This is a genomic window from Pseudomonas sp. SJZ103 (assembly GCF_007828335.1).
Classification (GTDB): Bacteria; Pseudomonadota; Gammaproteobacteria; order Pseudomonadales; family Pseudomonadaceae; genus Aquipseudomonas.
This window is the reverse complement of record NZ_VIUN01000002.1, coordinates 374,666-392,074: the sequence shown is the minus strand read 5'-3', so window position 1 is coordinate 392,074 and position 17,409 is coordinate 374,666. Positions and strand designations below refer to the sequence as shown.

Sequence of the window (17,409 nt, the reverse complement as noted above, 5' to 3'; positions counted from 1 at the left end):
TTCTTCCCTGAAAGTAGCCGACCGATGTGGTAATTCCTCATAAAAACGAGGAACGAAATTCCCTTTCGCACTAACAGGGCGCGGCATTATAAGCACCGTTAATGGCAAAACAATGGCTTTTTGCTTTGATTGGTCGACATAGATGCCATTACCGCGCGGCTGAAATTCCCCTCCCGCTCAAACGACAAATCACTAACGCCTTGAGTCAAACCCTTTAAGGCTTAACAATGTGTTACTTCGTATTTCCACTTGAGATTCATTCATGACTGGCCCCTTCCGTTTTCTCGCCTGGCTGCTGTTGCCGGCGTTGATGTCGTGCAGCTTCAACCTGTTGGCCGCGACCGCCGAGGGCGCCCCACAGGCCCTGCATTTGCTGGACTACATTGGCGCTGACTACCCGCCGACGGTGCAGGCGGGCAAGGTGGTGGATGATTCGGAATACCGTGAGCAGGTGGAGTTTCTCGGGGTATTGCAGGGGTTGGTGGCGGATTTGCCGCAAAGGCCCGAGCGTGCGGAGTTGGTGAAGGGCGTCAATGAACTACTGGCCGCTGTCACCGCTCACGCAGATGGCGCGACCGTTGCTCGCCAGGCCCGCCAGTTGGGGGCCAAGCTGGCAGTCGCGTATGAAGTCAGCCAAGCCCCGGCCATCACGCCCGACCCGACGCGCGGCGCACCGCTCTACGCCCAGCACTGCTCGGTGTGCCACGGTACTGCCGGTGCTGGCGATGGCCCGGCCGGCGTGGGGATGACGCCGCCACCTGCCAACTTGACGGATGCAGCACGCCTGGACCGCCTGAGCCTCTACGCGATCTACAACACCCTGGGCCTGGGTGTCGAAGGCACCGACATGCCGTCTTTCGCCGACCAACTGGACGACCGCCAGCGCTGGGACCTGGCCACCTACATCGCCGGTTTCACCGCCGACCCGGCCGCCGCGAAAAGCGAACAACCCTTCAATCTCGCCGACTTGGCCCGTCAGACACCTGATGAAGTGCTGGCCGCAAGCGGCGCGGCGGCTGCCACGACCTTCCGCGCCCAGCGTGCGCAACCGCCGCAGGTCAAGCGTGGCCCGGCGCAATTGCTCGATTACACCGCCACCACCCTGGACAAAAGCCTCGCGGCGTTCCGCAATGGTGACCACGACCAGGCCTATGACTTGTCGGTAGCGGCCTACCTCGAAGGCTTCGAGTTGGTGGAAAGCTCTCTGGATAACGTCGACGCCAATGTACGTAAGGACACCGAGAAGGCCCTGATGGCTTACCGGCAGTCGTTGCAGGACGGCCTGCCGATCGAGCAGGTGCAGCAGCGCCTGGACGTGGCCAAGGGCAAGCTCGCTGAATCCGCAGGCTTGCTGGGCAGCGATGGCTTGAGCTGGTCGTTGAGCTACATCTCCGGTCTGCTGATCCTGCTGCGTGAAGGCCTGGAAGCGATCCTGGTGCTGGCGGCGATCCTCGCCTTCCTGCGCAACACCGGCCAGCAATCGGCGGTGCGCAGCGTCAACGTCGGCTGGGGCCTGGCACTATTGGCCGGCTTGGCCACCTGGGCACTGGCGGCGTATGTGATAGACGTCAGCGGCGCCCAGCGCGAATTGCTCGAAGGCTGCACGGCGCTGTTCGCCAGTGTAATGGTGCTGTGGCTTGGCGTATGGATGCACGACCGCCGCCATGCTGCGGCATGGCAGGACTACATCAAGAGCAGCCTGGTGGGCGGGGGCGGGCGTTTCGGGTTTGCCATGCTGGCGTTTTTCTCGGTCTACCGCGAGCTGTTCGAAGTGATCCTGTTCTACGAAACTCTGTGGCTGCAAGCGGGCCCGGCCGGGCACAACGCGGTGCTGGCGGGTGGTGCCACGGCGTTGGTGCTGCTGGTGGGCCTGGCCTGGGTGATCCTGCGCGGTTCGGCGAAACTGCCGCTGGCGCTGTTTTTCGGCATCAACGCGGCGCTGCTGTGCGCGCTGTCGGTGGTGTTTGCCGGCCATGGCGTCAAAGCGTTGCAGGAAGCCGGCATCTTTGGCACACGGCCGGTGGCGTTCTTTGACTTCGACTGGCTGGGCATCCACGCCGATGCGTACTCGTTGAGTGCACAGGCCTTGGCGATCCTGGCGATTATGGTGTTGTATGGCCGCAGTCGCCTGGCTGAAAAACGCCGGGTGGTGGCCTGACCATGCGGGTATGGATCGACGCCGACGCCTGCCCTCGGGCCGCCAAGGACCAAGTGGTGAAGTTCGCCCTCAAGCGCCAGTTCGAAGTGGTATTGGTGGCCGGGCAGAGCCAGATCAAGCCGAGCTTCTCGTGTGTGAAGTTGATCGTGGTGCCCAGTGGACCGGACGCCGCAGACGATTATTTGGTCGAGCACGCAGTACCCGGTGAGCTGGTGATCTGCAGCGATGTACCGCTGGCTGATCGTCTGGTGAAGAAGGGCGTCACCGCCCTCGACCCACGGGGCAAGGAGTTCAGCCCGGCGAACATGAGCGAACGGTTGGCGGTGCGTAACTTGTTCACTGACCTGCGCGAGCAAGGTCAAATGGGCGGTGGTCCCCCACCCCATGGGGAAAAGGACAAGCAGGCGTTTGCCAACTCACTTGACCGCATCCTGACCAAATTGATGCGCCAGGCCTGACCTTGTGGCGAGGGTACTCGCCACACCAGGCCGGCTTACTACCGTTAAGTTCACGGCTCCCTCATCAATCGTTCTCGTGGGTCAGCTCCAGCACCCGATCCACCAGCTTGTTGATGCCTGACGCCACCTCGCTGATGTTCTTGCCCAGCATATAGGCCGGCGTGCTTACCAACTTGCGTGCTTTGTCCTCGACAATGTCTTCCACTGTGCATTCGTGGTGGGTGGCGCCCATTTTGTCGAGGGCGGCGGCGGTGCCGGCATCGTTGCCGATGGTGCAGGTCACTCCCGGGCCGTAGATCTTCGCGGCCAGAGCCGGCGAAATGCAGATCAGCCCCACCGGCTTGCCGGCTTCTGCAAAGGCTTCAGCCAGCGCCAGTACCTGCGGGTTGACGCTGCAAGCGGCGCCCTCCAGGGCAAAGTCCGACAGGTTCTTCGCCGCACCAAACCCGCCGGGTACGATCAACGCATCGAAGTCTGCGGCACTCGCCTCGGCAATGTCCTGCACGGCACCTCGGGCAATGCGCGCCGATTCCACCAGCACATTGCGCGACTCGTGCATTTCCTCGCCCGTCAGGTGGTTGATCACGTGCAACTGCGCCATATTCGGTGCAAAACATTGGACCTGAGCGCCGCGCTGATCCAGGCGCAGCAAGGTGATCACGCTTTCGTGGATCTCTGCGCCGTCGTACACGCCACAGCCGGAAAGGATCACTGCAATCTTTTTGCTCATGGGCATTTCTCCTGGGGTCTTGGCGTTAAATGTCTACTAATTTGTAACCTGTTGCCAATGGGATCTCGCACCGCTGCACCTAATCTTGATGTAACAAAAATAGATCGGACCAGACCATGGACTTCGTGCCTTACGCGGTACCGTTTTTCATTGCCTTGATCGTAGTGGAGCTGCTCGCCGACCGTTGGCGTGGCCAGCGCAACTATCGCGTGGCGGACGCCATCAACAGCCTCAGCACCGGCGTACTGTCCACCACCACCGGGCTGTTGACCAAGGGTGTGGGGCTGCTGACCTACGCGTTTGCCCTCAAGCACCTGGCGCTGATCGAACTGTCTGCCCAGAGTGTCTGGACCTGGGTATTCGCCTTTGTGTTCTACGACTTCTGCTACTACTGGCTGCATCGAATGGGGCACGAGCGCAATATCCTCTGGGCCGCGCACTCGGTGCATCACCAGAGCGAGGACTACAACCTCAGCACCGCCCTGCGCCAGACCAGCACCGGCTTCCTGCTGAGCTGGATTTTCTACCTGCCCCTTGCCGTGCTTGGCGTGCCGCTGGTGGTGTTTATCAGTGTGGCGTCCCTTAACCTGCTGTATCAATTCTGGGTGCATACCCGACACGTGCCCAAGCTTGGCTGGTTCGAGTGGTTTTTCGTCACGCCATCCAATCATCGGGCCCACCATGCACAGAACGCTCTCTACATGGATCGCAACTACGGCGGGGTGTTCATTCTTTGGGACAGGCTGTTCGGCACCTTCCAGGAAGAAGACGACAACGAGCCGGTGATTTTCGGCGTGACCACGCCCTTGGCCAGCTGGAATCCGTTGTGGGCCAACCTGCAGTTTTATGCACAGCTTTGGCGTGATGCACGGCGTACCGAAAGTAAGTGGGACAAGCTGCGCATCTGGTTCATGCGCACTGGTTGGCGCCCGGCGGACGTGAAGGCCAAGTACCCGTTGGCCAAGCCGGATTTGAGTCAGTTCCGCAAATTCGAAGTGCCGCTGGACGCGCGCCAACAGGTCTACATCGCCCTGCAGTTCGCGGCGTATGTGGGTTTTGGCAGCTATTTGATGAATGTCGGCGAGGGTCTGCCCACCGCAGCGCTGATTCTCGGCTGGAGTGCGATGGCGCTTGGATTGTTTACCCTGGGCGTGGCCCTGGAGAATCGCCCGTGGGCGTTAAAGGCCGAACTGATGCGCCTGGCGCTGAATGTGCCGCTGGTGTGGCTGGCGCCGCTGGTCGGGCTGTGGCCGGCGAGCAACCTGGGATGGTTGGGCCTGGTGAGCTACAGCCTGCTCAGCGTGATTGGCCTCTACTGTTGCAGAGGCCGGCTTACTCGACTGGTGTCTTAGGCGCTTCTACCGGAGCGGGCTCGGCGGCGGCGAGCCGCGCCTTGGCATCGGCACAGGCCTGGCGGGCGATACGGGCGTTCTTGAAACGGCGGCGCAGCCACAGGCCAAAGCCCAGCAGCAGCAAGGCGCCCAGTACCCACAGCTCGTATTTCTTGACGCTGCCCAGCATGCCTTCCAGCACGGCACCGAAGTGATAAGCCGCAGCACCCAAGGCCGCAGCCCAGATTGCAGCACCAATACCGTTGAGGATCAGGTAGCGTACTGGCGGGTAGCCTGACAGGCCGATCGCGACGGGCATTACCGTGCGTAATCCGTAGACAAAGCGGAAGCTCAGCACCCAGATATCCGGGTGCTTGCGGATATGTTCCAGGGCTTTGTCGCCCATCAATTGCCAGCGCGGCTTGCGCGCCAACAGTTTGCGGCCGTGCTTGCGGCCCATGTAATACCAAAGCTGGTCGCCGGCGTAGCTGCCGAAGAAGGCAACGACTACCACCAGGTTGATATCCATGTACCCACGGAACGCCAGGAAGCCTGCGAGAACCAGGATGGTTTCGCCTTCGAAGAACGTGCCTAGGAAGAGGGCAAAGTAGCCGAAGTCATGCAGAAATTGTTGAAGCATGGTCTGGGTGCTGGCGAAATGAACGCGCAGCCTACGCCTTCGTGAACATTCATGAAAGTATCGAGATGTGTCACGAAGTGAACAATTCCTACATTAAGCGACGAATGCGACTACAGGTCGCATCGTTAAGCACAACTGTCATACCTTCGTCATAATGCCCGCTTATAACTGCAACGCTCGCCCGTGAACCCGGGCTCAGGAGTCTGTCGTGAGTTTTACCCCTGCCAATCGCCTGTTCCCTGCTACCCGCCTGCGCCGTAATCGCCGTGATGATTTTTCTCGCCGCCTGGTTCGTGAAAACGTACTGACGACGAACGATCTGATCCTGCCGGTGTTTGTGCTCGACGGTGAAAATCGCCGGGAAGCGGTGGCATCGATGCCGGGAGTGGAGCGCTTGACCATCGATCTGCTGCTTGAAGAAGCAGCCGGTTGGGTCGAGTTGGGGATACCGGCGTTGGCGTTGTTTCCGGTCACGCCGTCTGAACTCAAGTCCCTGGACGCTGCCGAAGCCTGGAACCCGGACGGTATTGCCCAGCGCGCCACCCGCGCGCTGCGCGAGCGTTTCCCTGAGCTGGGGGTGATCACCGACGTGGCGTTGGACCCGTTCACCACCCACGGGCAGGATGGCATTCTGGACGAAGAAGGCTATGTTCAAAACGACATCACCGTCGATGCGCTGGTCAAGCAGGCGTTGTCCCACGCGGCAGCAGGCGCCCAGGTGGTTGCGCCGTCGGACATGATGGACGGCCGCATCCAGGCGATTCGCGAAGCCCTGGAACTGGCCGGCCACGTCAATGTGCGGATCATGGCCTACTCGGCCAAGTACGCCAGCGCCTACTACGGCCCGTTTCGCGATGCGGTGGGCTCGGCCCTCAACCTGGGTAAGGCCAACAAGGCTTCGTACCAGATGGACCCGGCCAACAGCCATGAAGCCTTGCACGAAGTGGCGGCGGATTTGGCCGAAGGCGCCGACATGGTGATGGTCAAGCCGGGGATGCCGTACCTGGACATCCTTTACCGGGTCAAAGAGGAATTCAAGGTGCCGACCTTTGTGTATCAGGTCAGTGGCGAATACGCCATGCACATGGCTGCAATACAAAATGGCTGGTTGAGTGAAGGGGTAATCCTTGAATCCTTGACGGCCTTTAAACGTGCCGGGGCTGATGGCATCCTGACCTATTTCGCCGTCCGCGCCGCCCAATTGCTTAGAGAGCAACAATAGCCCTCACAGGAACATTCGATGAATACCGAAGGACTCTCCGAAGTTGCCGTAAAAGACGCTCACCCGGTGGTGGAACAAGTCACCGAGACCCCGCCGGAGCACGAGCCGGTCGCGCCTGTGGTGGTAGCCGAAGCGCCAGCCCCAGCCCCAGTCCCGGTGGCCGCCGTAGTGACCAACCTGGATGACAGCAGCCTGTACATCCACCGCGAGCTGTCACAACTGCAATTCAACATCCGCGTGCTCGAGCAGGCGCTGGATGAGTCCTACCCGTTGCTGGAACGCCTGAAGTTCCTGCTGATCTTCTCCAGCAACCTGGACGAGTTCTTCGAAATCCGTGTCGCCGGCCTCAAGAAACAGATCACCTTTGCCCGTGAACAAGCCGGCGCGGACGGCCTGCAGCCGCACCAGGCCCTGGCGCGCATCAGCGAGCTGGTGCATGGCCATGTGGACCGCCAATACGCGATTCTCAACGACATCCTGCTGCCGGAACTGGAAAAACATCAGGTCCGCTTCATTCGTCGTCGTCACTGGACCACCAAGATCAAAACCTGGGTGCGCCGTTACTTCCGTGACGAGATTTCACCGATCATCACCCCAATCGGCCTCGACCCGACGCACCCGTTCCCGTTGCTGGTGAACAAGAGCCTCAACTTTATCGTCGAGCTGGAAGGGATCGATGCCTTCGGTCGCGATTCGGGCCTGGCGATCATCCCGGCGCCGCGCTTGCTGCCACGGATCATTAAGGTACCGGAAGAGGTGGGGGGCGCTGGCGATAACTATGTATTCCTGTCGTCGATGATCCATGCCCACGCCGATGACCTGTTCCAAGGCATGAAGGTCAAGGGCTGCTACCAGTTCCGCCTGACCCGTAACGCCGACCTGGCGCTGGATTCCGAAGACGTCGAAGACTTGGCCCGTGCCCTGCGCGGCGAGCTGTTCTCGCGGCGCTACGGCGACGCGGTGCGCCTGGAAGTGGCGGATACCTGCCCCAAACATCTGTCGGACTACCTGCTCAAGCAGTTCAACCTCGCCGAGTCCGAGCTGTACCAGGTCAACGGTCCGGTGAACCTCACGCGGCTGTTCAGCATTACTGGCCTGGACAGTCATCCGGAACTGCAATACACCCCGTTCACCCCGCAGATCCCGAAACTGCTGCAAAACAGCGAGAACATCTTCAGCGTGGTGAGCAAGCAGGACATCCTGCTGCTGCACCCGTTCGAGTCCTTCACCCCGGTGGTCGACCTGCTGCGCCAGGCCGCCAAGGACCCACACGTGTTGGCTGTACGCCAGACGCTGTACCGCAGCGGCGCCAACTCGGAAATCGTCGACGCGTTGGTAGACGCCGCGCGCAACGGCAAGGAAGTCACCGCGGTGATCGAGTTGCGGGCCCGCTTTGATGAAGAGTCCAACCTGCAACTGGCCAGCCGCCTGCAAGCGGCCGGTGCGGTCGTGATCTACGGCGTGGTGGGCTTCAAGACCCACGCCAAGATGATGCTGATCCTGCGCCGCGAAGCCGGTGAGATCGTGCGTTACGCCCACCTGGGTACCGGCAACTACCACGCCGGCAACGCCAAGCTCTATACCGACTACAGCCTGCTGACTTCCGACGACGCCTTGTGTGAGGACGTTGGCAAGTTGTTCAGCCAATTGATCGGCATGGGCAAGACATTGCGCATGAAGAAGCTGCTGCACGCGCCGTTCACCCTGAAGAAGGGCATGCTCGACATGATTGCCCGCGAGACCCAGTTCGCCCTCGAGGGCAAACCGGCGCACATCATCGCCAAGTTCAACTCGCTGACCGATCCGAAGATCATCCGCGCGCTGTACAAGGCCAGCCAGTCCGGCGTGCGTATCGACCTGGTGGTGCGTGGCATGTGCTGCCTGCGTCCGGGCATTGTCGGCGTGTCGCATAACATCCATGTGCGCTCGATCATCGGCCGCTTCCTGGAACACACGCGGGTGTTCTACTTCCTCAACGGCGGCGAAGAGCAGATGTTCCTCTCCAGTGCCGACTGGATGGAGCGCAACCTCGACAAGCGTGTGGAGACCTGCTTCCCGGTCGAGGGCAAGAAGCTGATCATGCGGGTCAAGAAAGAGCTGGAAAGCTACCTCACCGACAACACCCATAGCTGGAGCCTGCAGTCGGATGGCCGTTACGTGCGTAACACGCCGACCGGCAACCAGAACCCGCGCAGTGCCCAGGCGACGTTGCTGGAGAAGTTGGGTAGCCCGATTCTCACGGTGAACTAAACACCGACGCGGTCTGAAAATGTGGGAGGGGGCTTGCTCCCGATGAAGGAGTGTCAGTCAACAGATTCATTGACTGGTCCACCGCCATCGGGGGCAAGCCCCCTCCCACATGTGTTTTTGCAGTGTTCTTTAGATCTGCTCAGCGCAGGTTCAGGCTGAACCCCACCCGTGTCAGCCACTCCGCTTCCTGGGCGAAGTCAGCCTGGGTCAGTTGGTTCTCATCCAGCCAGCCTTTCGGGAACACCACATCCAGGCTGTCGCCATTGGCGCGCAGGCTCACCTGGGGCATTTCCTGGGTGCCGCGAATGTGGTGGAACAGGATCGCGAAGCGCAGCAGGACGCACAGGCGGATCAGCTTGATGCCTTCATCACCGAACTCGGCAAACTTGTCCTTGGGAATATTGCGACGATGGCCGCGCACCAGCAGTGCGAGCATCTGTTGGTCTTCACGGGAGAAGCCCGCCAGGTCGGAGTGCTCGATCAGGTAGGCGCCGTGCTTGTGGTAATGGTAGTGGGCAATGTCCAGGCCCACTTCATGCACCTTGGCGGCCCAGCCCAGCAGTTCTCGCCACACGCCGTCTTCCAGGTCCCAGTCCTCGGCGACCTGATCGAAGGCATGCAGGGCCTTACGCTCCACGCGGGCTGCCTGCTCCAGATCGACGTGATAACGCTCCATCAACGAGCTGAGGGTGCGCTCACGTACGTCCTCGTGGTGATGACGGCCCAGCAGGTCGTAGAGCACGCCTTCGCGCAGGGCGCCGTCACAGTGGTCCATGCGTTGCAGTTCGAGGGCATCGAAGATCGCCTCGAGAATCGCCAGGCCGGCCGGGAAGATGGTGCGACGGTCGGGCTTGATGCCGTCGAAGTCGATTTTCTCTGCATCGCCCAGCTTGAACAGCTTGCGCTTGAGCCACGCGAGGCCCTCGGCGTTGACCTCGCCGGTGCCATGGCCGCCGGCCTTGAGCGCCAGGCCGATGGCACGGATAGTGCCGGACGAGCCGATGGCTTCATCCCAGGTCAGGCGGTGCAGGGCGTGTTCGATGCTCATGATCTCCAGCCGCGCCGCCGTGTAGGCCTGGGCGTAGCGTGCCGGGGTGATCTTGCCGTCCTTGAAGTAGCGCTGGGTATAGCTGACACAGCCCATCTGCAGGCTTTCACGCAGCAGCGGTTCGAAGCGCTGGCCGATGATGAACTCGGTACTGCCACCGCCGATGTCCGCCACCAGGCGCTTGCCGGGGGTGTCGGCGAGGGTATGCGACACGCCGAGGTAGATAAGGCGTGCTTCTTCACGGCCGGAAATGACTTCCACCGGGTGGCCGAGGATCTCCTCGGCGCGACGGATGAATTCGCCCCGGTTGCGGGCTTCGCGCAGGGCGTTGGTGCCGACGATTCGCACGGCGCCCAGGGGCATGCCGTTGATCAGTTGGGCAAAACGCTTGAGGCAATCGAGCCCGCGCTGCATGGATTCTTCATTGAGCTGGCGTTCGTCGTCGATTCCGGCAGCCAGCTGCACTTTCTCTCCGAGCCGCTCAAGGATGCGGATTTCGCCGTTCTGGGCCTTGGCCACGACCATGTGAAAGCTGTTGGAGCCCAGGTCGATGGCGGCGATCAGGGACAGATTCTTGGCTTGGGATTGCGGCATGGTTAGGGGGTCTCGGTCGATAACCTTACCATCGTGCCACGATCGACCGCTGACGCCAACGCGTAGTGCTCCGTGAATTTCTCTGCGCTCGTCTGTAGGGGATTTTTGTGGAAAGTGTAGGGTGTCTTTTCATGCTTCTGTTGACGCATTCGCGTAGTTCTGTAGGGGCATTTAACTTCAGATTTTTATAAGGCGAAATATGATTTCGCCTACAACTTTGGAGGCGGTTCGCTATTGGTTTTTATGTTCAGGACTACTGTCTTGGTGGGTTGGGCCGACAGTTTGTTTTTATCGCTCCCACAATAAACACGGTATTGCCTTATTCTTTATTCGGGCCTTGAGGCGACAGACTGTCATTCGGCAATCGTGCCGTGGCGCTATTTATTTATGGCTTGTGTCTTCGAGGCAAAAATAAGTACGCCTGATAACTTTAAGTGACAGGTCGACTATGAAAAAAATTGTTGGATTGACTCTCGGTATTGCTTGGCTGGCCGCCGCCCTCAACGTCCATGCATCCACCAGTGCCGAGCTGATCGTCAGGGGGACGATCAAACCAGCCGCCTGCAACCTCAGCATGACCGGTGGTGGCATCATCAACTACGGCGACATTCCCTCTGGCCAATTGCTGCCAACGGCATTCAACCCATTGGCGGAAAGAACCGCCCCGTTGACCGTCACTTGCGGCACCACGCCTGCTACGTTCGGACTGAAATTCGTCGACCTGCAGGCGGCCAGTAAGGTCCCGGGCATCCTCAATGTGCTCGGCTCAGGCTATACCGAGGTGCACAATTATGGCCTGGGTACTGCGAACGGCCGGCGAACCGGCGGCTTTGCGGTCACCCTCAGGGACCTCAGGTCGTCGAGTACAGTACTGTCGCCCATCATGCGTGTCGGTAACGGTGCCTGGCAGAACAGCGACGGCAAGGTCGCCCAATCGCCCACTCAGTATTCATGGCGCAGTGGCACAACCATCACCCCGGCCTCAATCGCTCAGTTGACCGGAACTATCGCGGTGCGGGCGGTGATTAACAGGGGGCAGGATCTGGACCTGAGTCGTGACATTACCCTGGATGGGCGCGCGACACTTGAGTTGAGTTACATCTAAGCGATCAAACTGCAGCCGATAAAGAAGCTGCGTGCTTCTTGTCGGCTGTTTTTATGTGGTCGTCTGGATAAACAAACAACTTCAAGTTCGTGGGGAGCACTGAGTGTTTAGTCTTTCATTAATAAATAATGCACGGTTGTTTTGTGCGGGCGCGTGTCTGTGTTTTACCGGTATTGCATTAGCCGACGGTATGTTGCCGGAAACTACGGTGGTTGTGCTTTATGAAGCCCAGGGCGAAGCCACGCTGAACATCAAGAATACCGACGCGGTGCCAGCGCTGCTTCACTCGGTCGTGGAAAATGTGCCCGAGGATATGGAGTCGCTGTTGATTGTGACGCCACCCATTACCCGCGTGGAGGCGGGGGAAACTCAATTGGTGCGTTTCATCAGCACCTTGAAGGAGCCACTGAAGACCCAGCGGTTGAAACGCGTGTCTTTCGAAGGCATCCCCCAGGCGCGCGCCGCAGGCGGTGCGACTATCGGCATCACGCTGCGACAGAATTTGCCGTTGATCCTTCACCCGAAAGATCTGCCGGTTCATCACACGCCCTGGGAACTGCTGAAGTGGGCGCGCGCAGGGGCGGGGCTGACGGTTCACAACGACAGTGCCTACGTAGTGCGCCTGATTCCGGAGGTGCGGCTGCTGCCACAAGGAGCCTTGGCGACCTTGCCGCGCACTTACGTGTTGCCGGGGGAAACGCTGACGCTGAAGGTGGATGGCGCGTTGGAAGGGGTAACAGACGTCGAGATCCAGCCGGCCACGCTCTACGGCTTTTCGGCGGACAGCTTCCGGGCTCCGATCAATGCCGACAGGGGTTAATCGACCCATGGCCAACCTGTCGAATAACAAACGAGTGGCTTCTTTGCGGCCGTGTCGGCCCACTCTGCTGATGGGGGTTGCGACACTATGGGGCTTGCCTGGCCTGGCCCCCGCAGTGGAGCTGGGGGAGGGTTTCGACCTGGCTGCACTGACTACCCACGGCATTGATCCGAAGGTCTCCGACTACTTTCGCAGTGCGGCGCGCTTTCGCGAAGGTGTTCATGTGGTGGGGTTGCGGGTCAATGGCAACCCGCTCGGGTTGGTCGATGCCCGGTTCGACTCGCAAGGGCAGCTGTGTTTCACCCCGGGGCTGCTCGATAAAGCCGGATTGGTGAAGCCCGAAGGCATTATCCGCAAGGGCGCTACTGCAGACCTGGCCTGCCACGACTTCCTGGGTGCTTTCCCGGCCACGATGGTGCGGCTGCGCCCAGGAAATGACGAAGTGGCGCTGGTAGTGCCGACCGGATCACTGCGTGAACCGCAGTGGGAGGCTGGCCAGTTTGCCCGGGGCGGGGCGGCGGCGTTGTTCAACTATGACGTGCAGGGATTCGACAGTTATTCGAACAATGGAAGCAATCGTTTTGTTTCGGCCTATACCGAGGCGGGTTTCAACCTGGGCGATTGGATTGTCCGCAGCCGCCAATTTTATGTGTCCGACAATGGAGTGACACGCAACGAGCATCTTTATGCTTATGCGCAGCGGGATATTGCCGCGTTGCAATCGACCTTTCAGGTAGGTCAGCTCTCCAGCAACAACCCGCTGTTTGGCGGTGTTCAGCTGTCCGGTGTGCAGTTTTCCCCCGATGGTCAGTCGCGCACGCCGGCGGGCAGTAACAATGCTGTGGTGGAGGGGCTGGCGCAGAGCCAGTCGCGGATTGAAGTACGTCAATCGGGAGTGTTGATCCACAGCATACTGGTGCCCGAGGGACCGTTCCGGCTGACGGGCTTGCCATTGCTCAACGGCACCAGCGACCTGGAGGTCAGCGTCATCGATGTGCGAGGTGCCAAGCGCAGCTTCGTGGTACCTGCGGCCTCATTTGCCGGGAGCGCCCCGGCGGAGCCTGGCTACTATCTCTCCTTGGGCAAGGTGCGTAGAAATGCGCATGAGGAAGGCCCGACTCCGGTCGTTGCCATGGGCAGCGGCACCTGGGGTTTGGGGCGAGACTCCTCTGCGGGCTTCGGCTTGTTGGGCTCCGATGAGTATGGGGCGGCAGGAGGCACCCTGAGCAGCGTGTTTTTCCAGCGGGTTTCTGTTGGCGCACGTCACAACGTTTCCCGGGACAGCCGTAATACGGTGTTCGGATCACGCAGCAGCGTGTCCGCGAGCAGCCCGGTGAGCGCCAACATCGATCTTAATCTCAGTGTCACTACGCAAAGCCATGGCTATCGCGAGGTCCTTGAAGCGGGCCGATCGGCCAGGACCGACGAGCTGGATGCACGCTTCAAGCGTCAGTACACGGCGGGTGTGAGCTGGGTCGACAACACGCTGGGTGCATTTTCCGTGGGGTATACCCGCAGTTCCCAGTTTGATGGGCAGTCGGCCGACCATGTGTTTGCGGCATGGAACAAGTCGTTCCGCTATGCGGACGTCGCATTGGTCGCTGACTCTCAGGTAGGCGGTACTTCGGCACGCCGCGATGCCCTGAGTGAGGGCCGTCGGCGCGTTACAGTCGAGGACAGTGATCTGTCCGTGCGACTGCAGGTCAGCGTACCCCTGGGCAGCGACCGGCGGGTGAACAGCTATGTCAGCAAGCGTGGCAATCAGTCCCGAGCCGGTACGGCGCTCAGTGAGCGGGTCAATGAGTATGTGAATTACGAGGTCGGTGTCGAACGCGACCTCAGCGCCCGGGAGCAATCGATACGCGGCCAGGTGGACCTGATGCCACGCTACATCCGCGTGGGCCTGGGGGTCAGTCGCGACCCATCGGGCACCAGTTACACGGGGCAGCTGCAAGGTGGCGTGGTGGCTCACGCGGGCGGCGTGACCTTCTCGCCGTATGCCATCCAGGACACCTTTGGCATCGCATCGGTAGGGGATATCGGCTCTGCCAAACTCGACACGCCCTACGGTCCGGTGTGGACCGACTTCAGCGGGCAGGCCGTGATCCCAGGCTTGCCCGCCTACACGAACAGCCGCATCGAAGTGCAGACCCAGTCCTTGCCCAAGCGCGTTGACCTGAAGAACGGCACCCGGGTGCTTGCCCCTGGGCGAGGGGCCGTCAATACCGTCGCATTCGATGTGGTGACAGTGCGTCGTGTGTTAGTCACGGCCACTGATCAACAAGGGCGAACACTGCCTCAGGGTGCTTCGGTGTTCGACAAAAACAATCGCTTCCTGACCAGTGTGGTGGGTGACGGCATGATCTTTCTGAACGACTTCAATGACTCGCAACACCTGCGCGTTGCATTGCCGGACTCCTCCTCTTGCCTGCTCAACCTTGCTCCCGAGACCAAGGCCGACCATGACAAGTTCTATGAGACAACATCGGCGGTGTGCCATGCTCGTTAAGCTGAAAAACGCGGGTTTTTTCGCAGTACTCTGCACGCTGTCGATGGCCGGTGGAGTTCGCGCCGAAAACTGCCAGCTGTCCGTCAGCCAGCCGTATATCGACTATGGCGTCATTCGCAGGGAGGCGCTTGTCGAGAGCCGTTCAATCGCGCTGGGTACGCGCAGGGTGCACCTGAACGTACTGTGCGCAGAGCCGGCAGCTATCGCGTTGCGATTTACCGGCGTGGCCGACGGGCAAGGTTATCGGTTTGGGCGTCATGGGCGATTCAGCCTGACTCTCAAGCACGCCCAGGTGAATGGGCGTGCCGTCGAATGGGCGCAGGCCCACCTTCCGGGTAAGGCGTTCGACGGGCAGTTATTGCCGGGCCAGGTCCTGGTCGCTCGGGCGGTGGGAAAGCGATTGACTGCCCAGGTTGAAGTCGACACCGACCTGCCCGCCAACGCCCTGCAAGTCAGCAGTCAAGTGGTGCTGGAGGGGCGCGGCAGTTTCGAACTGGTCAGTCCGGCTGTTCCACTGAGCCGATGAAGTTGGCGAACTCGGGGGTTTGCGGGTTGGCGAACAGTACCTTGGGATCGCCGACTTCGTGCACCTTGCCTTGGTGCATGAACACCAGCTTGTCGCCGACTTCCCGGGCGAATCGCATTTCGTGGGTGACCATGATCAGGGTCATGCCGTCCTTGGCCAGTTGGCGCACCACGCTGAGCACTTCATTGACCAGCTCCGGGTCCAGGGCCGAGGTGATTTCATCGCACAGCAGCACCTTGGGCGACATGGCCAGGGCGCGGGCGATGGCAACCCGCTGTTGCTGGCCGCCGGACAGGCGATCGGGGAAAGCGTCGAATTTCTCGCCCAGCCCCACGCGTTCCAGCATCTGCCTGGCCAGTTGGGCCGCCTTGGCCTTGGGCACTTTCTGCACGACCTGTGGTGCAAGCATGACGTTTTCACCCACCGTCAGGTGCGGGAACAGGTTGAACTGTTGGAACACCATGCCGACTTTCTGCCGCAGGCTGCGCAGGTCGGCCCGGGCCGCATCGAGGTATTCACCATCGACTTCGATCACGCCGTCATTGATCGACTCCAGGCCATTGAGGGTGCGCAGCAAGGTGGACTTGCCCGAGCCGCTGCGGCCGATGATTGCCACCACCTGGCCTTCTTCAACGGTCAGGTCGATGCCCTTGAGGACGTGGTGATCGCCGTAATACTTATGCAGAGCGGAAATTCTAAGCAGAGGCATGCAGTCTCCTTTCCAGGTAGCGCGCACTGAGGGACAAGGGGTAGCAGAGCAGGAAGTAACCGAGGGCCACCAGGCCGTAGACCATAAAGGGCTCGAAGGTGGCGTTGGCGAGCATGCCGCCGGTCTTGGTCAGTTCGGTAAAACCGATGATTGAAGTGACAGCGGTGCCTTTGACCACTTGCACCGAGAACCCAACGGTGGGCGCCACTGCAATGCGCAGGGCTTGGGGCAGGATCACGTAGCGCAGTTGTTCAAGCGGATTCAACGCCAGGCTGGCCGATGCTTCCCACTGGCCGTGGGCGATGGAGTCGACGCAGCCGCGCCAGATTTCGGCGAGGTAGGCGCTGGTAAACAGCGTCAAGGCGATCGCGGCCGCCAGCCAGGGCGAAATATCCACGCCGAGCAGGGCAATGCCGAAAAAAACCAGGAACAGCTGCATCAACAACGGTGTGCCCTGGAACAGTTCGATATAGGTGCGCGCAACATTGCGCGCGAATGCCTTGCGGCTGATGCGCAGGGTCATCACCAGCAAGCCGATCAGGCCGCCGCCGATAAACGCCACGAGCGACAGCAACAGCGTCCACTGCAGGCCCGTAAGCAGGTTGCGCACGATGTCCCAGAAGGAAAAATCACTCATCGGCTGTTCCTCATCACAAAGCGGCGGCCGATCCAGTTGAGCAACTGGCGAATCATCAACGCCATGCACAGGTACACCAGGGTGGTCAGGGCATAGGTTTCGAACGCGCGGAAATTGCGCGACTGGATAAAGTTGGCGGCAAAGCTCAGCTCCTCGGTGGCGATCTGCGAACACACCGCCGAACCGAGCATCACGATGATGATCTGGCTGCTCAGGGCCGGCCACACCTTGCCCAGCGCCGGCAGCAGCACCACATGGCGAAACGCTTCGAAGCGCGTCATCGCCAGCGCAGCGGCGGCTTCCAGTTGCCCACGTGGGATGGCCTGGATACCGGCGCGGATGATCTCCGTGGAGTAGGCTCCCAGGTTGATCACCATCGCCAATACGGCTGCTTGCCACTCGGTAATTTTCAATCCCAGGGAGGGCAGGCCGAAGAAGATGAAGAACAACTGCACCAGGAACGGTGTGTTGCGGATCAACTCGACATACACACCGAAGAACCAGGCAAATGGCTGGATCTTCCACGCCCGCACCACGGCGCCGACAGTGCCCAGGGCGACGCCCAGGATTGCGCCGATGGCAGTCAGCTCAAGGGTGAACAGCGCGCCGCGCAACAGCAGGTCGGTATTGGCCAGCACCGGCACAAAGTCGAATTGATAGGCCATCAATCAG

15 protein-coding genes are annotated in these 17,409 nt (G+C 60.5%); 9 read left to right on the top strand and 6 right to left on the bottom strand.

What is annotated here, in order from left to right:
* Positions 1-262 precede the first annotated feature (262 nt).
* Both FBY10_RS07075 and FBY10_RS07070 read left to right on the top strand, forming a co-directional pair.
* A complete protein-coding gene (locus FBY10_RS07075; RefSeq protein WP_145337440.1) occupies positions 263-2,158 on the top strand; it encodes an FTR1 family protein in 1,896 nt (631 codons plus the stop codon).
* Positions 2,159-2,160: 2 nt separating this feature from the next.
* Positions 2,161-2,616, top strand: coding sequence for a YaiI/YqxD family protein (locus FBY10_RS07070; RefSeq protein WP_131697599.1), 456 nt, complete (start codon positions 2,161-2,163; stop codon positions 2,614-2,616).
* A 64-nt stretch (positions 2,617-2,680) separates the two neighbouring features.
* On the opposite strand, the gene elbB is transcribed toward FBY10_RS07070, so the two are convergent.
* The gene (gene elbB, locus FBY10_RS07065) at positions 2,681-3,346 is read right to left on the bottom strand and encodes an isoprenoid biosynthesis glyoxalase ElbB (RefSeq protein WP_145337441.1); all 666 of its coding nucleotides are present in this window, start codon (positions 3,344-3,346) and stop codon (positions 2,681-2,683) included.
* A gap of 116 nt (positions 3,347-3,462) precedes the next feature.
* On the opposite strand from elbB, the gene FBY10_RS07060 reads away from it, so the two are divergent.
* The gene (locus tag FBY10_RS07060; RefSeq protein ID WP_131697597.1) at positions 3,463-4,698 is read left to right on the top strand and encodes a sterol desaturase family protein; all 1,236 of its coding nucleotides are present in this window, start codon (positions 3,463-3,465) and stop codon (positions 4,696-4,698) included.
* Here the strand turns inward: FBY10_RS07060 and FBY10_RS07055 are convergent.
* Entirely contained in the window at positions 4,679-5,317 is a 639-nt protein-coding gene (locus FBY10_RS07055; RefSeq protein ID WP_131697596.1) for a DedA family protein, read from the bottom strand. The two genes, FBY10_RS07060 and FBY10_RS07055, sit on opposite strands and share 20 nt — an antisense overlap.
* A 208-nt stretch (positions 5,318-5,525) precedes the next feature.
* Here FBY10_RS07055 and hemB point away from each other — a divergent pair, with 208 nt between their 5' ends.
* Both hemB and ppk1 read left to right on the top strand, forming a co-directional pair.
* Positions 5,526-6,539, top strand: coding sequence for a porphobilinogen synthase (gene hemB, locus FBY10_RS07050; RefSeq protein ID WP_131697595.1), 1,014 nt, complete (start codon positions 5,526-5,528; stop codon positions 6,537-6,539).
* An 18-nt stretch (positions 6,540-6,557) separates the two neighbouring features.
* Entirely contained in the window at positions 6,558-8,789 is a 2,232-nt protein-coding gene (gene ppk1 / locus FBY10_RS07045) for a polyphosphate kinase 1 (RefSeq protein ID WP_145337442.1), read from the top strand.
* 139 nt (positions 8,790-8,928) lie between these two features.
* On the opposite strand, the gene ppx is transcribed toward ppk1, so the two are convergent.
* Complete coding sequence (gene ppx / locus FBY10_RS07040; protein WP_167656799.1) at positions 8,929-10,431, bottom strand: exopolyphosphatase; 1,503 nt, start codon at positions 10,429-10,431, stop codon at positions 8,929-8,931.
* 448 nt (positions 10,432-10,879) lie between these two features.
* Here ppx and FBY10_RS07035 point away from each other — a divergent pair, with 448 nt between their 5' ends.
* From FBY10_RS07035 to FBY10_RS07020, 4 genes are all read left to right on the top strand, one after another.
* Positions 10,880-11,536 carry a DUF1120 domain-containing protein gene (locus tag FBY10_RS07035; RefSeq protein WP_145337443.1) on the top strand — a complete coding sequence of 219 codons (657 nt, stop codon included), beginning with the start codon at positions 10,880-10,882 and terminating at the stop codon, positions 11,534-11,536.
* Positions 11,537-11,639: 103 nt separating this feature from the next.
* The gene (locus tag FBY10_RS07030) at positions 11,640-12,356 is read left to right on the top strand and encodes a fimbria/pilus chaperone family protein (protein WP_145337444.1); all 717 of its coding nucleotides are present in this window, start codon (positions 11,640-11,642) and stop codon (positions 12,354-12,356) included.
* Between the two features lie 70 nt (positions 12,357-12,426).
* Positions 12,427-14,865: a fimbria/pilus outer membrane usher protein gene (locus tag FBY10_RS07025; RefSeq protein WP_256663537.1), complete on the top strand. Its 2,439-nt coding sequence runs from the start codon at positions 12,427-12,429 to the stop codon at positions 14,863-14,865.
* A complete protein-coding gene (locus tag FBY10_RS07020; RefSeq protein WP_145337446.1) occupies positions 14,855-15,391 on the top strand; it encodes a hypothetical protein in 537 nt (178 codons plus the stop codon). The genes FBY10_RS07025 and FBY10_RS07020 overlap by 11 nt, the downstream gene beginning before the upstream one ends.
* Here the strand turns inward: FBY10_RS07020 and FBY10_RS07015 are convergent.
* From FBY10_RS07015 to FBY10_RS07005, 3 genes are read right to left on the bottom strand one after another with little or no spacing between them, the layout of a single operon-like run.
* Positions 15,363-16,100: an amino acid ABC transporter ATP-binding protein gene (locus FBY10_RS07015; protein ID WP_065938032.1), complete on the bottom strand. Its 738-nt coding sequence runs from the start codon at positions 16,098-16,100 to the stop codon at positions 15,363-15,365. The genes FBY10_RS07020 and FBY10_RS07015 overlap by 29 nt on opposite strands.
* Positions 16,087-16,737 (bottom strand): amino acid ABC transporter permease, encoded by a 651-nt coding sequence (locus tag FBY10_RS07010; protein ID WP_115485519.1) that lies wholly within the window; start codon positions 16,735-16,737, stop codon positions 16,087-16,089. The genes FBY10_RS07015 and FBY10_RS07010 overlap by 14 nt, the downstream gene beginning before the upstream one ends.
* Entirely contained in the window at positions 16,734-17,402 is a 669-nt protein-coding gene (locus FBY10_RS07005) for an amino acid ABC transporter permease (protein ID WP_017736949.1), read from the bottom strand. Before FBY10_RS07005 ends, FBY10_RS07010 begins: the two co-directional genes overlap by 4 nt.
* Between the last annotated feature and the right edge of the window lie 7 nt (positions 17,403-17,409).

Coding starts and splice junctions, on each gene's coding strand:
- ppx (WP_167656799.1), bottom strand. CDS start 10,431: ATGCCGCAATCCCAAGCCAAGAATCTGTCCCTGATCGCCGCCATCGAC.
- FBY10_RS07015 (WP_065938032.1), bottom strand. CDS start 16,100: ATGCCTCTGCTTAGAATTTCCGCTCTGCATAAGTATTACGGCGATCAC.
- FBY10_RS07070 (WP_131697599.1), top strand. CDS start 2,161: ATGCGGGTATGGATCGACGCCGACGCCTGCCCTCGGGCCGCCAAGGAC.
- FBY10_RS07020 (WP_145337446.1), top strand. CDS start 14,855: ATGCTCGTTAAGCTGAAAAACGCGGGTTTTTTCGCAGTACTCTGCACG.
- FBY10_RS07005 (WP_017736949.1), bottom strand. CDS start 17,402: ATGGCCTATCAATTCGACTTTGTGCCGGTGCTGGCCAATACCGACCTG.
- FBY10_RS07075 (WP_145337440.1), top strand. CDS start 263: ATGACTGGCCCCTTCCGTTTTCTCGCCTGGCTGCTGTTGCCGGCGTTG.
- ppk1 (WP_145337442.1), top strand. CDS start 6,558: ATGAATACCGAAGGACTCTCCGAAGTTGCCGTAAAAGACGCTCACCCG.
- FBY10_RS07010 (WP_115485519.1), bottom strand. CDS start 16,737: ATGAGTGATTTTTCCTTCTGGGACATCGTGCGCAACCTGCTTACGGGC.
- FBY10_RS07035 (WP_145337443.1), top strand. CDS start 10,880: ATGAAAAAAATTGTTGGATTGACTCTCGGTATTGCTTGGCTGGCCGCC.
- FBY10_RS07025 (WP_256663537.1), top strand. CDS start 12,427: ATGGGGGTTGCGACACTATGGGGCTTGCCTGGCCTGGCCCCCGCAGTG.
- elbB (WP_145337441.1), bottom strand. CDS start 3,346: ATGAGCAAAAAGATTGCAGTGATCCTTTCCGGCTGTGGCGTGTACGAC.
- FBY10_RS07055 (WP_131697596.1), bottom strand. CDS start 5,317: ATGCTTCAACAATTTCTGCATGACTTCGGCTACTTTGCCCTCTTCCTA.
- FBY10_RS07060 (WP_131697597.1), top strand. CDS start 3,463: ATGGACTTCGTGCCTTACGCGGTACCGTTTTTCATTGCCTTGATCGTA.